Genomic DNA, 13,520 nt, shown 5'->3' with positions numbered 1-13,520 from the left:
CCTTCCAGTTCGTCATTCCCTATAGTGAATGCCCAACTCCCCGTCATTCCCTACAGTGAATGCCCGCGAGGGCGATAGGGAATCTACTATCAGCCTTGATAAACCAATAACCATTTCAGCAGCGAACCGTTATATCCGTCGTATTAGAGATGGTTTACCGATTGAAGATTGGCGTACCCATGATTTTAGACGCTCATTATCCACAGGCGCATCAGAATTGGGCGTAATGCCACATGTAGTTGAGAAAATGCTTGGCCATGAGCTTGGTGGGGTATTAGCGGTTTATAACAAACATGATTGGTTAAAAGACCAGTTAGAAGGGTATGAGCTTTATGCTGAGAAGCTGGATAGTTATTTGTGTTGAATTCAGTGTTAAGTGAGGTTGTTTGAAGCGGAATAGAATAATAAATTGTATTTTTATAAGTAAATTTAGGGCTTAATCCTGCCTTAAATGTATACAAAAAACCTTTTTTTGAAACGTAAATAACTAATAGCGAACTTGATCACTAAACTATAGTGTCAGTGTTATATTTACTATGATATAAATGCGAAAATATTTTAATAATCACAAATATATGAAATTAGACATCGAAATAAAAAATTGTGGCAAGATATCTCACGCATCTGTTGCTATTGCTCCTTTTACCGTCATTGGTGGCTCGAATTCTTCTGGAAAAAGCTTCATTACTCGAAGCCTATACAGTATTTTTAATTCGATGGCTGATAATTCACTGCAAAACATCGGGGAAAAATTGATTCTTCGATTATTACATATGACTAGTGCTTCTGAGTTTGAGCTAGTAGCTCCAAATAAACAAGTTAAGGTAAATCATAAAATACTTCTAGACTCAGTGTGTAAACTTGAGCAAACAGTGGCTTTTTTAAGGAGTGATTCATCTCTTTCTGATGTAGCGCGACATAAATTAGTTAATGAGAGTATTTATGAAGCTGTTAGAAACTGCAATATCGCTTTTTTAGAAATTGAAAAAATTAAAAAATATGACGATTACAAAACATCATTAATTGCAATTAGAGAGGCTTTAGTCCAGTTTTCTAAGTATATTAATTCCCCTGAAGGCTTATTTTCTGAAACGCTTAGCGTTGCTTTAAAAAACGATTTTCAAGAGAATTTCCAAGTAGTTGATTTGCTAGAACTGAAAAATTATGAGTCTAATTCAACTGACTTAGTTAAATTTAATTTTAAAGACGTTGGTAAAGTTGAAATTGATAAGGATAAAGTAACAGTCTCTTTTGATATAAGTAAAACAAAAGAATTAGAAACGCTTAATAATGTTGTTTTCTTGGAGTCACCTGTTTACTGGAAGCTTAGAAAAACTCTTTTGAATAGTACTATGAGTATTTCCAACAGATTTTACAAAAAGTATTTCTATAAAAGTAACCATTTAACTGGTGTGCCTAAGTATTTTTTAGATTTAGTTAAATTAGTTGAAACAAAATATAAATCTAATGAAAATTCTTCGGAAAACTATGAGCTTTATAATGATATTACTACATTAATTGGTGGTGAATTAGATCTTCTAGATTCTGGTGAACTATGTTTTAAGGACAGTGCGACAAAAAGAAATATCAATATAAACTTAACAGCTTCAGGTATAACAAATCTAGGCTTAATTGGTTTACTGCTTAAACAAAATGTAATAGCGAGAGGTAGTTTTATTTTTGTCGATGAGCCTGAAGTTAATCTCCATCCTGCTTGGCAAAGAGTACTAATTGATGTTCTGTATAGACTCAGCAGGAGTGGTATTAATATTGTTATGGCCAGTCATAGTGTAGATATGATGAAATACATTGAAAACATTATGGAAGATTTAGATGATAATGAAATAAATGCGCATTTTGCTGTTACTCAAATGTCAAAAGAAGGTTATTCAGTTAATGATGAATTGGACCCACTTGAAAAGCTTTCTGCAATTAAATCAGACCTTAATAGTTCTTATGTTGATATGTTTATGGAAGGGAGTTGGTGATGTCGATCATATGCATAACAACATTCTTAGAAGATATGGATCATGAGTTTAATCATATTAAAGAGCAAGTTAAACTCAAAGGCTTTAAAGTTGATGGTACTGCTGGGATAAAACCTTTTTGTAGCCTTTGTGAGCTGAAGTCTGTTGACTATTTTTATGAAAATACTGAAAAAAATACATTCTTGTTCTACGAGTTTTCAAATCTTCCAGACCAACATATGTCTTTAACAAGAATTTCTGATGGCCTTAAAGGTTCTGATGATGGAAGTGTTACGAAAAAAGAGCTAGTAAAAATACGAAAAAAAATTCGAGCAGAGATACAGCATGAGTTAGTAAAAAAATTTAATGATACTTCATTAATTAATGCAAACATGCGTTCGAAAATTACTAATATTCCTGTTACTTTTGACGTAAAGCCTACATATGTTGTTGTCGTACCACCTATCGACCCTTCTATTTTAGGCAATAAAACAGGTGATATCATCAAATTTCTAGATCATTTAAAAGGTACTTTACGTAGTAGTATTCCTAAAGAAATTTGTGCCAGAGTTAATATACAAGATGTAAGAGCTCTATTTTAACCTTGCTTTATTTCGTATTAACAAAAACAAAGTGATCTCTCACCAAGATCGCTTTGCTTCTAAAACCGCTTTCCAAACCGACTGGTATTATCTTGCCATTCTTCAATAGCAGAACGTAACCAACGTAAGGGCATAAGAGTCATTGGCTTACGTAAGCCTCCTGTTCGAAGCTACTTAAAAATATCATTCAGACTTTAAGCGATATCGGTCTTGATAAAACTTAACCGCGTCCCATTGATTGGATAACTCTTCATGATCAGCTGTGAAATGCTGAATGACATGTATTGCATCAGTGTCGTTATAGCTGAGTTTTACAAATCCAACATGGGTTAGCTCATGACTGTAGTTATTAAAATAAACTTTGAATGTGCAATTTAGATATTGCAGGCAGCAGGTTAATAATGCTTCTTGAATATCATCGAAGGAATCGTGTTCATAAACAACTAAGATTTTTTCATCTAATGAATGTTCATAGTTAATACTCGCCATAATTTATCCCTGAGTGTTATTACCAAAACAAACAAAGCGATCTCTTACCAAGATCGCTTTGCTTCTAAAACCGCTTTCCGAACCGACTGGTATTATCTTTCTATTCTTCAACCGCAGAACGCAACCAACGTAAAGGCATCAGTGTAATTGGTTCAGGGAAGCCGCGTGTTTGTCGCCACTTATAAATAGTTGCTCGACTGGTGATTTGAAACATCTCTAAAACTTCAACGTGACTAATTAAAAGATGTGTTGATTGCTCGTTAAGTTCAGCATAAGTTTTTGCTGGTGGCGGTGAATATCGGTCGTTGCTTTGTTGTTTACTTTTACAGTGTGACGGTGTCACGTTTAAGCTGTTTTCTGTGGTATATGAGATGTTTACAGTAGGGTAGCTGTTGTAATCGAACATGTTTGATTCCTTATTCGCATGTTGTACTAACAAAATTAGCAAGACGAACCCGATTCATGGTGTGCCAGCAACGGGCATCACCTTTAAATAAGCCTCCTGGCTTTAATTTTGCACATCCTTCCTGTAATTACTCACCACAATGTTGGCAAGTACCTAGTGATTGTTTGATTTGTTCCATCTCACCATGAATACGATGGATCATTAGTTGTCATGTCGATTTGCTGGTGATAGATGAATTGGGCGTTCAGCACAACAGCAATAACGAGCGAGTAATGATAAACCGCATCATTGATGAACGTTATACCCTAGAAAAACCAACAGGGGTGATTACCAACCTTCAGAGTGATGAACTTATAACAACCTTAGGCCGCGCAGCTGTCGACCGCATTATGGAAGACGGTAAGTGGGTAACGTTTAATTGGTCAAGTTTTAGAATTAACAAAGGAACACAACCAGCATGAGAATTGAAACCCTGTTGAGTAAATTTGCGATTAAAGGAATCAACTACGATCCTCAGTCTGGTGGTGGTAAAGCGTTATTGTCTGCAGAAGAACAATTGGCGGTAGTCGGTCTATGTTGGCATGAATCGCCAGTAGGGTGGTTGGTACTGTTTGTTGAAGGACTAAGAGATGTTCATGCACTTAAACAGCTACAAATAGCGACCAGAGGCGAAACATTACACTTAATGGAAGATTGGCGTGGGGTTTATCCTGAAAAAGCATTAACAGCGTTATGTGCGACCGCGATTGCTGAAGCGACTCAACAGAACGGCCAAGTGTGCCCAGAGTGTGACGGTAGTGCCATTGTGGTGGATAAGAACCGTAATCGTTGTAAGTGCCAGTGTTGTAAAGCGGGTCGTATTGTATGGACACAAGAAACTCGCTTTGCGTATTTTGCTCAAGTTCTGCCTGTAACCTATAGCCGCTTTAAGCGTTATAAAGTAGTGTTGGATCAGCTGGTAGTGTGGTTGGTTGAGAATAGGGCTGAGGCAGTGGTGGCAATGGAAGAGCAGGTTGAAAGGGAAGTAATATACTTATAGTTTGGGGGGGAGAGTAATTTTCAGTATTAAAAGAAGCAATCGTTTTTTATGTAAAAAGGCGATATATGATCGCCTTTTTATAATATTGGAATATTAACTATTTACTCAATTCCTCTCCAACGCATATCTAATTGTGATAACCTTGAAGCATATTTACCAGATGATAAGTTTAGAACTGAATTATCAGGCCATTCACCGGATATTTGGTGAATGTTTATTTCAATTCTATCTATTAGTTTATTTAAAAGGATAGAGTGATTTTCTAATGATTTGATGCAGTAATAGATGTCAGATCTGGTTTTTAATTTGTTAATGTTTATTTTCTTTAGCTTTTTATTTAATTTGTAATATGAGGATAAAAATCGAATTGTAAATGGAATTAATATTATTAATATGGAAGAATAGAAAGCCATCATTATATACTTTAACATTGGGATTTGATTTGTAATAAAGTGAATGAACATTGGGAAAACTGCAAACATAATTAAAGATATGAGTAAGATACTCAATATTATATTCTTTATTGATTTTGTTGATGTTGGTTTTTTTATTATTAAATTCATTTTTAGCATTGAAAATAAGAGGTATATGTATAATGATATTAAAAATATTACATCTGATTTTTCTGGTGATTTTATTATTAAAGAAAGGTTATTCAAAGATGTGTTATCAATATTAACATGTGTATTATTAACATAAAATATGAATGAAGCGTAGGCTATTATAAAAGGTGTAAATAATAACGTTAATTTAATTAAGTTAAGGTTGTGGTAAATAATATCGAATACGTCTATGTTATTCATCTTTTTTTCTATATGTTTGTTTTTTAAGTTTGTTTTAAATTGATTTGTGATTTTTTTAAAGTAATTGAGTTTTGTTTTTTCATCGGTTGTTCTATTTTCGATTATTGGATATATGTATGTAAATAGATAACTGGTTGATGATATTAATAAAAAGAATGAAAATAAAACACTTGTAAAAAGAGGGTAAATTATTAACGAGTATATAAATACAATCAATAGTAGTAATTGATCAATAGACCTTATAATTAAAAAATATTTAATTTTATGAAATGCTTCTGATATTCCAAAGGTAAAAAAATATGAAGTGAAATTCTTAAGGAATTTGTAATCGGACTCTTTATTGATATAAGAACATAATTCATATTCTAATTTATTAGATATGGATGGAAGATTTCGACATGATTCTATTGCTGTTTGACATATCCATGTATCTTCAGTTTTAAGAGATTTAATAGTGTTATTTTCTATTTTTTCAACTTTAGATAAGCATGATAATTCAACAACTAGTTTAATCCAATAAACAGGTTTGTTTTTCTCAAGTTCTGTAGTGATAAATTGTTCTAATTCTGCTTGAAAATCAGCTAAACATTCATGGCGTCCTTTAAACGCATCTCGTAAGAATCTCATACAATGTATTGATTCTAAGTTACCGTTACCATTATCTTTTTTTATTATTTCCCAGCATTTGTTTGCAATTTCAGACGCTTGTTTTTTTGAGGCGACTTCGCAATATAACACTAGTGCATCACGCCATTGACTATCTCTAGGGATATCAGCAAAAGGTATTTCTGAATTGTTTTTTAATATATCAATAACAACGAAGTATTCACAAAATCGTCTATGTACAAAACTAACACGACCTTCATCAATACTACTTGCTCGTACAATTCTTGCAAATTTTAAGCAGTCAATTACAGCATCAATATTTATATTGGGAAAATCAAGTTTAAGCTTGCTAACAGATGCTTCAAGTCCATAATCAGAAAACATTTTAACAGCAATATTTTGAGAGTGTAAAATTAAATCTTCTTTAGATAGCGATAGTTCTTTTAGTTTCCTATGTGAGGTTGTTAAAGCGTCATCAATAAAAACAGAAAACATTTCCAATTGATTTCTTGGTAATTTATTATTTATTTCAATATGTTTTGCTATCATTGATGCCATAAAAGGATTTTTTGCTGTTTGATATAAATCAACTCTTTTAGAAAAGATATCATTAATTAAGTCAGATGAGTTAGCACTCATTTTTTTTATAGATGTTATTACTTGTTTTTCATTAAACGGACGAATTCCTATTTCAGATGAAGCTTTAAATGAATTTGTTGGTTTTCTAAATTTTCTTGAAGCAACAATACCTGCAGTTTGATTGTTTTTGTCTTTTATGAACTTATATAAAACAGCTGATAGTTGATCGATTAACATACTGTTGTCATCAACATTCATTACTTGAGGTATTTCATCGAATGAGTCAAATATAAAAAAAAGTTTTCTTTTTTCATATAAACGGTCAAAATACTGATCAACAAAAATGCTTATAGCTCTATCTCTACGCGCAACATTGTCTTTTACAAATTCATATAATTCATCTTCAGTTGGTGGTGATGTTTCACTCCAATTAGTATTATTCCATTCTTTTAAATTAATATATAAAGGGATTTTATTTACAGCGTTTACTTCTTTTAATAAATCAACGGATAGTTTTCTTAATGCGACACTTTTACCTGACCCTGGTTCTCCTAGAACTAGAAAAGCTCTTCCTGATTTTCTTTTTAAAGCCTTCAGTAAGTTTGAAACTTTTTTTGTTCTTCCTGAGCGGGTTTTTATATAAACCTCAGCATCTAAATTTGTAAAAAAGCTGCCACTCCAATTTGTTTGTTTATTTATACTATGCATGTCATCTGCTAATGCATCCATAGCATTTTTTAACCTTTCATGAAACTCAGGTTCTGGAATATCTCTATCAAAATCATTTTGTTTTTCTCCCATGACATTTACTGGTGACATATGTCTATTAACAATATAAATGACGATAATCATAAAAACTAAAATAGGGATGGATGAAATATTAGGGTAGTTTTTGATTATTTCAGAAATATACCAATCACTAGGGATTTTAGGTACTATTATTGAATTTATTATATTAGTTATTACATTGTTTTTACTACTTGTAAACACCATTAAAGCAATAAATAAGCTATATAATCTAACTTTATTTTTACCGTAGCCATCAGGAAGCCATATTGCTTTAGTTATGTAAGTGAATATTATAGAAAATGTTAATATATATATTGTTTTTATATCGCTACCAAGTATAAATGTAGAAATAATAGCCAGTATGCTGATAGTGAAGATTAAGAATAAAAGCTTGTGCTTCGATTCTAAATTAGAGATGTTTAACATGAATTATTTTGCTCAATTAAAGTATATTTCAAATATGTTGTTTTTTCTTTTATTTAACATTTTTATGTGGATACGCAATGTAAGTTGGCGCAGTAGCTAAAATGTAACAACCTAGAAACTACAAATAAAAATAGTTGCATATTATAGCGCTATATTTCGCTTTTATATACATTAAATCGAGTGGTTATAAAGTAGTCATTTATTTGTCTGTGAGAGCTTATATGTGGATATACATTTTAGCTTATGTATTGACCTTAATTTGAAGTATTGGCAATATCTCTATATTGCAGAACCTCACCTACTCGGTGGGGTTTTGTCGTTTTAGGATTCCATTAAATCCATAACCGTCCTTTGAGGCGGTTTTTTTATGTCTGAAATTCGCCTATGAGAGAGAAAGTTATTAGCTGGTTTGCCTACCTTTGGGCTGGTTTAACCAGTGTAGCCTCTGGTCTTTCCAAGAACGAAATAGGGGTGCTCATCTCTATTTTTGCCACCGTATTTACCGCGTTTATTAACTGGTTTTATCGACATCGAACCCTCAAAGCCCTGCAAAACCATCCAGAGGTGAAGAAAATCTATGAGCAAATTGAAGAAGACTAGTGGCGTTATTGGCTGCTTGGTCGCCAGTGTGTTGGCGGTTGTAGCGGGTACCGATCACGACTTAAAAACCACCCCTGATGGATTAGCGTTTATCAGTAATTTAGAAGGGTGTTCCTCATCCGCTTATCAATGCAGTGCTGACCGTTGGACTGCAGGGTTAGGCCATACCAAAGGAGTAAAACAAGGAGATAAAGCGACCACCGAAACCATTGCCGATTGGTACATTGAAGATATCAGCGCAGCAGAAAAGGTGGTTGATAGGCAAGTGACATTACCTGCTGGCCCTCAATACGATATGGCAGTGTCATTCGTGTTTAACCTCGGGGCTGGTAACTTTCGCAGTTCTACCTATCTCAAGAAACTTAAAGCAGGGCAATTAACCGCAGCCTGTAATGAGTTTCCACGCTGGGTATATGTGAATGGTAAAGATTGTCGGCTTAATGACAGTCACTGTGCTGGCATCGTTAAACGCCGTTTAGCAGAGCAAAAGGTTTGCTTGTATGGCTATCAGTAAGCTCAAGCTAATCGGGGTGGTTGGTTTATTAACGGTGTTATCGATGTTGATATGGAGATATTCACAGACAGTGCAAAAGCTGGAAGCGGCTCAAGCACTGGTTGTGGAACAACAAACCCAATCAAAGCAGTTAGTGGACGTTAATCAGTCGATGCAATCTACCATTACCCGTTTAGAGCAAGCATTTCACCAAGAACGATTAGCCGCTGAACATAACGAACGTCAACGTCAGCAATGGCAACAACGGGCGTTAAAAGCACAACGTCAAATCGATAAGGATATTGCTCATGAAAAGTGTGCTGATTTGCCTATCCCTAATGCTAGTCAGTGGTTGTACTACACCAAGCCCGCAAGTGGTGACTCAATACAACATTGAATACATCAAACCACCTGCCGCGTATTTGATTAGCTGTAAACAACCTTTCTATAAACCGCCGATGACTTGGGGTGAAGCTGCTAAACGTGATCCGGTGTGGTTACACCATTTCTCGCTGTGTGCTGCACAAATTGAAAACCTACGCCGTTGTTATAACGACCCAACACACTGTGCGGCGTTACCCATTACAGAGGGAGAGCCATAACCACGATTGAGAGTGCCATGAATAATGAAAAACGTTTTTGGAATACCACCGAACTTGAACAGTTTGGTAAACATCGTTCAACCATTCGTAAGAACTTAAAAGCGGCAGGGGTTTCTCCTGTCGCTTATAAGGGCAACACGCCACTTTATGATGTGGTGCAAGTCGCGCCGTACCTATGCCAACAACCGCGTAAAGAATCAGATGCACCCGATTTAATGGGGTTTAAAACCGCAGCTGAGTTACGGGCGTATGTACAAAGTGAACGTGAAAAACTGATTTTGATGCGGGAATCTGGTGAGAGTGTCACTAAAGAAGATTATGAAAATGAAATTGCTGTCTGTATTGCTAGTGTTAAAGGCTTTAAAGACAAGGATAGCGATCACTTTCCCTTTATAAAACTGATCATTATTACGCTATTATCTAGGACTGATTATCGTTATGTCCTATATTTTTTTTAAGTAATGCTTCTGTGTTATCACAAGCTGTATTGCGTTAGATCGCCATATTATTTTTAGCCGCCATCAAATTTGATGGCGGATAGTGTGTATACTATTTATTAGTAATATATTTCGATCTTAGTGTAGAAAGCCATTCTGCTTTATTGATATTAAGTCTAGTCAGAATTGAATTAATTAGGATTGCAGGCATTTGACGATCTATTGAATGTCTTCCAATAGTATAAATATGACTTTTACCTGGAATCCATATTTTTAATTCACTTCCTTTACCATTAGATATTTTTGCTTGAAATTTCTCTAACATTATTTTCACAAAATGTGACAATTTAATTGATGGTATTCTAATTTTTTGACATGTTGAAATGTTATTATTATTCCCTTCGAGGATAAAGAATAAATTTTCACTAAATTTTTCATTGTCATCTAATTCTTCTGAGTGTGTTTCAAATATAAATGCAGTATTGTCTTTTTCTTTATTCCAAGATTTTTTTCTTTTTATGTATAAGTCAATAAGTGTTTTGTGAACAAAATCTAATGATATTGCTTCTATATTGTTCATTTTGCTTTTGTCTATTATTGGATTGCTAACAAAATAAAATTTATTGTTTCCAGGTACCCATCTAAATGTTAAATGTGACACTATTAAGTTTTTGTCATCAAATTCCTTTGGAGATAGTGTAATAGTAGGACAACCAGCTGTGAATGAAAGGTACATAAAAAAATCAATTCCAGCTATATTTAATTTTTCAACATGTTTATTCGGCGACCATCCTTTTATATATAGTGGAATTAATTCGAAAATATCATTGATCATTTCTTTTTTTATCAGTTTATTTATTTTTAAATTTTCTGATGTTGATTTAAGTTGAGTGTTTAATGTTTCCACAACCATTTCTGATGTTATAAATTTATCGATGAAATATAGTTGCCAGTTTTCTATGATCATGTTTTTTTCTTGTAATCCGGATATATTTAACTTATTTATATCCATTTTCCCTATATTGTTATTATAATATTGATAACCAAATGTTGACCAAAATCCACCAACTAACAGATCGATAGCAACACCAAAGAAAGCTCTCAATCTTGTTTGCTCATAATTTATGTCTACAAATTTATCTATAGGGATTAATATTTGATAGTGTAAGTAGAAAAGAGCCTCCACTGGTGATGAGGATTTATTTTTTTGATTGGTACCAATTAATTTCCCTATTTCGAATAATGTAATACAAGCATCATCAATAAGATTGCAAATGTCATTGTTCATAAGCCATAGTGGCTCATCTATAGGCGCGATACTGCCTGCTATAATATTGTTATGCAAATTTATAGCTCTATTAAATAAAGATCTTATTTTTTTAAAATATTCATTACCAATAGCTCTTTTTAAACATAAGTCTAAATTGTATATTTTACTTCTCGTTAATATAGTTGTTGGTGTACTTATTTTATTAAAATAAATTTTCTTTTGAATTTCATTAAAATCATTGTTTTCTTTTAATTTTTCTTCTAGTTTATTAAATTCTTCAAAATGTTTTTTACGTAATTTACTAGGGATTGTGTTCATTATTTATCCGTCTTTATGCTACAGGTGTTTTAATATATATGTTGAAATGCTAAATATTTTATATAACTTAGATCTCTTGAAAATCGATATTACTTTTATACCGTTTTGCAAAAGTGTCAGGGTTAAATTCAATATGAGTAAGAGCATCTGTAATACTAACGTCTAATATAGAAGGGCTTTGTTTTATGCCTTCACATGGACCACTATTTTGATAAAACTTACCTTCTGGATTAAGCATTAAATAGGACTGCCACATATCATCATTATCTTCAGCAACGATAATATTGGATAATGACTGATGTTTTGTAATGTAATGTTTATATTGTTGTTGTGTTACGCATAAGCTATCTGAGTAAACGGGTAATACACGTAGTATTTTCCATTTATCTGGCATTATTTTTGTTATTGTCGCTGTAAGGGTTTCTTCCCAATTATATTTATTAACAACAGTATTTATTTTTACGATACCGCACGGATTGGACTGACGATAATGAAATACAATTTCTTCAAGGCGTTGAGGAGATAACCAATCTTTTTTTCTATCTACTCGTCCAATACTATCAGCTAATAAATGATCTGCAGTGTCAAAACTAATTCCTAACATATCTAGATGAGGACTGACTTTTGATAACATAGTATTAGTGAGTAAATGACCATTTGTAATTAATGATGTATTTAATCCAAGACTTTTAGCGAGTAAGACAGCTTTAATAAATCGACTTCCAAGCATAACGGGTTCACCGCCAGCAAAATTTAAGCGTACAGATTTATAGCCTAATTTTTGTTTAATTGGATTATCATTAAGAAAATAATTAGCTGTTTTTGTAACTAACTCTTTGATATTGCTGTATGAGTGATGTAACTCCTGTTGCGAATTATTACCATCCCAGGTGGCATAACAATATTCGCAACGGAAGTTACATGTTTCGGTCATGTGAAAATTAATGACTAGCTCTTGAATAGACATTGGTATATCTCTGTTGTTTTCGATAACAGGATAATCACCTAGTGCATTGCACTAACAAGAGCTTTTAAAAATATTTTTAACGTAAGCTAAAAAAATCCAAGAGGTCATCAAACTCTTGAGCTTCTTTTAATTTATCATTGATCATTTTTTTTAGTTGTAATGTGCCTGAGACATCATCAGATAATGTTATAGCTAAATGTTGAGCTTTTTCCCAATCACCATTGGTTATAGAAACGAGTACATTGTCTATTGGCTCTAGTGCTGATGCTTGTAATAATAAGCAATTTAATAGCCCTGTATTCTTTCCTAAAGCGATTTGGGGAAGTTGATGAAATGGATTAGGTAATCTGGTACAAAATAGATCCAACTGACTTTTAAGTGCTTCAATTAAAGCACTTACGTTATTTGATATTAATGTTTGTCCTGCAAGATTGTTTCTCTGACCAAAAAGGGATCTTATTGTTTCTGCACATTCTATTCTATACTGTTCATTGTTGAATATTTGTTGAACATGTTTAGGATCAGGATAAAATGCATTTAGCAGTAGGGCGTTGTAGAGAACATCAAGTTGTTGAGAATCTTTTAAGTAAACACTTTTTCGTTGTACTTTTTGTTCCGTAACGACTTTAATGAGCTTATTACGGACAAAAGAATTTGCTTTATCCTTTAGGTAAGGACTTTCTTTAGAAACTTCTATATCAAAAAGCTTTTTGATAGCTTGAGGAATAGTAATTTGATTATTCATAACAATAAGCTTTTTTTAATACAGTTGATGATGAGACATTAAAGGTATTGCCATTTTTATAATAAGGTTCATTAGCAATTATTTTAGCCATTTGATACCAACTTCTAACATCAATATCGCCATATGAACAATAATGATTTTCTTTATTATATTGTTCTAATACTCCGATACAATATCCCGCTCTCATTGCCTCTGATACTGAGGTCATTTGTGCAGCTAAAAAGCGTTTTTCTGATTTGTTTTCAAATATTTCAATCGCTTCTCTACATGATTGGATTAGGAAATAACCATCATTTGTACCAAATGAATTTGTTTTTGCATTTGCTGGAATGATAAAAAAAACAGATATCAATACACAGAATAATTTTGTTATTTTCATTTG

General features: G+C 33.0%; 17 protein-coding genes. 10 read left to right on the top strand and 7 right to left on the bottom strand.

Annotated features, from left to right (window positions below):
- Positions 1 to 28 precede the first annotated feature (28 nt).
- The 3 genes from PAND9192_RS04175 to PAND9192_RS04165 all read left to right on the top strand — a co-directional run bounded on the left by PAND9192_RS04175 (position 29) and on the right by PAND9192_RS04165 (position 2,569).
- Positions 29 to 364 carry a tyrosine-type recombinase/integrase gene (locus tag PAND9192_RS04175; RefSeq protein ID WP_234998922.1) on the top strand — a complete coding sequence of 112 codons (336 nt, stop codon included), beginning with the start codon at positions 29 to 31 and terminating at the stop codon, positions 362 to 364.
- A gap of 211 nt (positions 365 to 575) precedes the next feature.
- Positions 576 to 1,988: an AAA family ATPase gene (locus tag PAND9192_RS04170; protein ID WP_159458199.1), complete on the top strand. Its 1,413-nt coding sequence runs from the start codon at positions 576 to 578 to the stop codon at positions 1,986 to 1,988.
- Positions 1,988 to 2,569, top strand: a complete 582-nt coding sequence (locus PAND9192_RS04165) for a hypothetical protein (RefSeq protein WP_087852660.1) — start codon at positions 1,988 to 1,990, stop codon at positions 2,567 to 2,569. The genes PAND9192_RS04170 and PAND9192_RS04165 overlap by 1 nt, the downstream gene beginning before the upstream one ends.
- Positions 2,570 to 2,752: 183 nt before the next feature.
- Here the strand turns inward: PAND9192_RS04165 and PAND9192_RS04160 are convergent, their stop codons facing one another.
- Both PAND9192_RS04160 and PAND9192_RS04155 read right to left on the bottom strand, forming a co-directional pair.
- Positions 2,753 to 3,058 carry a hypothetical protein gene (locus PAND9192_RS04160; protein WP_087852659.1) on the bottom strand — a complete coding sequence of 102 codons (306 nt, stop codon included), beginning with the start codon at positions 3,056 to 3,058 and terminating at the stop codon, positions 2,753 to 2,755.
- Between the two features lie 100 nt (positions 3,059 to 3,158).
- A complete protein-coding gene (locus PAND9192_RS04155; RefSeq protein ID WP_087852658.1) occupies positions 3,159 to 3,464 on the bottom strand; it encodes a helix-turn-helix transcriptional regulator in 306 nt (101 codons plus the stop codon).
- A 272-nt stretch (positions 3,465 to 3,736) separates the two neighbouring features.
- On the opposite strand from PAND9192_RS04155, the gene PAND9192_RS04150 reads away from it, so the two are divergent.
- A complete protein-coding gene (locus tag PAND9192_RS04150; RefSeq protein WP_234998920.1) occupies positions 3,737 to 3,925 on the top strand; it encodes a P-loop NTPase family protein in 189 nt (62 codons plus the stop codon).
- Entirely contained in the window at positions 3,922 to 4,503 is a 582-nt protein-coding gene (locus PAND9192_RS04145) for a hypothetical protein (protein ID WP_087852657.1), read from the top strand. Before PAND9192_RS04150 ends, PAND9192_RS04145 begins: the two co-directional genes overlap by 4 nt.
- Positions 4,504 to 4,604: 101 nt before the next feature.
- Here the strand turns inward: PAND9192_RS04145 and PAND9192_RS04140 are convergent, their stop codons facing one another.
- Positions 4,605 to 7,706 carry an NACHT domain-containing protein gene (locus PAND9192_RS04140; protein WP_087852656.1) on the bottom strand — a complete coding sequence of 1,034 codons (3,102 nt, stop codon included), beginning with the start codon at positions 7,704 to 7,706 and terminating at the stop codon, positions 4,605 to 4,607.
- A 384-nt stretch (positions 7,707 to 8,090) separates the two neighbouring features.
- Here PAND9192_RS04140 and PAND9192_RS04135 point away from each other — a divergent pair, with 384 nt between their 5' ends.
- From PAND9192_RS04135 to PAND9192_RS04115, 5 genes are read left to right on the top strand one after another with little or no spacing between them, the layout of a single operon-like run.
- The gene (locus PAND9192_RS04135) at positions 8,091 to 8,306 is read left to right on the top strand and encodes an HP1 family phage holin (protein WP_087852655.1); all 216 of its coding nucleotides are present in this window, start codon (positions 8,091 to 8,093) and stop codon (positions 8,304 to 8,306) included.
- A complete protein-coding gene (locus PAND9192_RS04130) occupies positions 8,284 to 8,820 on the top strand; it encodes a lysozyme (RefSeq protein WP_087852654.1) in 537 nt (178 codons plus the stop codon). Before PAND9192_RS04135 ends, PAND9192_RS04130 begins: the two co-directional genes overlap by 23 nt.
- Entirely contained in the window at positions 8,807 to 9,196 is a 390-nt protein-coding gene (locus tag PAND9192_RS04125) for a hypothetical protein (protein WP_087852653.1), read from the top strand. Before PAND9192_RS04130 ends, PAND9192_RS04125 begins: the two co-directional genes overlap by 14 nt.
- Positions 9,174 to 9,401, top strand: coding sequence for an Rz1-like lysis system protein LysC (gene lysC, locus PAND9192_RS04120; protein ID WP_087852652.1), 228 nt, complete (start codon positions 9,174 to 9,176; stop codon positions 9,399 to 9,401). The genes PAND9192_RS04125 and lysC overlap by 23 nt, the downstream gene beginning before the upstream one ends.
- A gap of 17 nt (positions 9,402 to 9,418) precedes the next feature.
- Positions 9,419 to 9,859 (top strand): DUF1441 family protein, encoded by a 441-nt coding sequence (locus PAND9192_RS04115; RefSeq protein WP_234998918.1) that lies wholly within the window; start codon positions 9,419 to 9,421, stop codon positions 9,857 to 9,859.
- A gap of 91 nt (positions 9,860 to 9,950) precedes the next feature.
- Here the strand turns inward: PAND9192_RS04115 and PAND9192_RS04110 are convergent, their stop codons facing one another.
- The 4 genes from PAND9192_RS04110 to PAND9192_RS04095 all read right to left on the bottom strand — a co-directional run bounded on the left by PAND9192_RS04110 (position 9,951) and on the right by PAND9192_RS04095 (position 13,517).
- Complete coding sequence (locus PAND9192_RS04110) at positions 9,951 to 11,426, bottom strand: type II toxin-antitoxin system HicA family toxin (RefSeq protein WP_087852651.1); 1,476 nt, start codon at positions 11,424 to 11,426, stop codon at positions 9,951 to 9,953.
- Between the two features lie 67 nt (positions 11,427 to 11,493).
- Entirely contained in the window at positions 11,494 to 12,393 is a 900-nt protein-coding gene (locus PAND9192_RS04105; RefSeq protein WP_087852650.1) for a viperin family antiviral radical SAM protein, read from the bottom strand.
- A 76-nt stretch (positions 12,394 to 12,469) separates the two neighbouring features.
- Positions 12,470 to 13,138: a hypothetical protein gene (locus tag PAND9192_RS04100; RefSeq protein WP_087852649.1), complete on the bottom strand. Its 669-nt coding sequence runs from the start codon at positions 13,136 to 13,138 to the stop codon at positions 12,470 to 12,472.
- Positions 13,131 to 13,517, bottom strand: a complete 387-nt coding sequence (locus tag PAND9192_RS04095; RefSeq protein ID WP_144018076.1) for a hypothetical protein — start codon at positions 13,515 to 13,517, stop codon at positions 13,131 to 13,133. The genes PAND9192_RS04100 and PAND9192_RS04095 overlap by 8 nt, the downstream gene beginning before the upstream one ends.
- Positions 13,518 to 13,520: the final 3 nt, after the last annotated feature.

It is taken from the genome of Photobacterium andalusiense (assembly GCF_900185625.1).
Lineage (GTDB): Bacteria > Pseudomonadota > Gammaproteobacteria > Enterobacterales > Vibrionaceae > Photobacterium > Photobacterium aquimaris.
This window is presented reverse-complemented; position numbering and strand designations above follow the sequence as displayed.

Bases quoted from the DNA above. Each gene is read 5' to 3' on its own strand.
- PAND9192_RS04175 (WP_234998922.1), top strand. From the start codon at position 29: ATGCCCAACTCCCCGTCATTCCCTACAGTGAATGCCCGCGAGGGCGAT.
- PAND9192_RS04170 (WP_159458199.1), top strand. From the start codon at position 576: ATGAAATTAGACATCGAAATAAAAAATTGTGGCAAGATATCTCACGCA.
- PAND9192_RS04165 (WP_087852660.1), top strand. From the start codon at position 1,988: ATGTCGATCATATGCATAACAACATTCTTAGAAGATATGGATCATGAG.
- PAND9192_RS04160 (WP_087852659.1), bottom strand. From the start codon at position 3,058: ATGGCGAGTATTAACTATGAACATTCATTAGATGAAAAAATCTTAGTT.
- PAND9192_RS04155 (WP_087852658.1), bottom strand. From the start codon at position 3,464: ATGTTCGATTACAACAGCTACCCTACTGTAAACATCTCATATACCACA.
- PAND9192_RS04150 (WP_234998920.1), top strand. From the start codon at position 3,737: ATGATAAACCGCATCATTGATGAACGTTATACCCTAGAAAAACCAACA.
- PAND9192_RS04145 (WP_087852657.1), top strand. From the start codon at position 3,922: ATGAGAATTGAAACCCTGTTGAGTAAATTTGCGATTAAAGGAATCAAC.
- PAND9192_RS04140 (WP_087852656.1), bottom strand. From the start codon at position 7,706: ATGTTAAACATCTCTAATTTAGAATCGAAGCACAAGCTTTTATTCTTA.
- PAND9192_RS04135 (WP_087852655.1), top strand. From the start codon at position 8,091: ATGAGAGAGAAAGTTATTAGCTGGTTTGCCTACCTTTGGGCTGGTTTA.
- PAND9192_RS04130 (WP_087852654.1), top strand. From the start codon at position 8,284: ATGAGCAAATTGAAGAAGACTAGTGGCGTTATTGGCTGCTTGGTCGCC.
- PAND9192_RS04125 (WP_087852653.1), top strand. From the start codon at position 8,807: ATGGCTATCAGTAAGCTCAAGCTAATCGGGGTGGTTGGTTTATTAACG.
- PAND9192_RS04115 (WP_234998918.1), top strand. From the start codon at position 9,419: ATGAATAATGAAAAACGTTTTTGGAATACCACCGAACTTGAACAGTTT.
- PAND9192_RS04110 (WP_087852651.1), bottom strand. From the start codon at position 11,426: ATGAACACAATCCCTAGTAAATTACGTAAAAAACATTTTGAAGAATTT.
- PAND9192_RS04105 (WP_087852650.1), bottom strand. From the start codon at position 12,393: ATGTCTATTCAAGAGCTAGTCATTAATTTTCACATGACCGAAACATGT.
- PAND9192_RS04100 (WP_087852649.1), bottom strand. From the start codon at position 13,138: ATGAATAATCAAATTACTATTCCTCAAGCTATCAAAAAGCTTTTTGAT.
- PAND9192_RS04095 (WP_144018076.1), bottom strand. From the start codon at position 13,517: ATGAAAATAACAAAATTATTCTGTGTATTGATATCTGTTTTTTTTATC.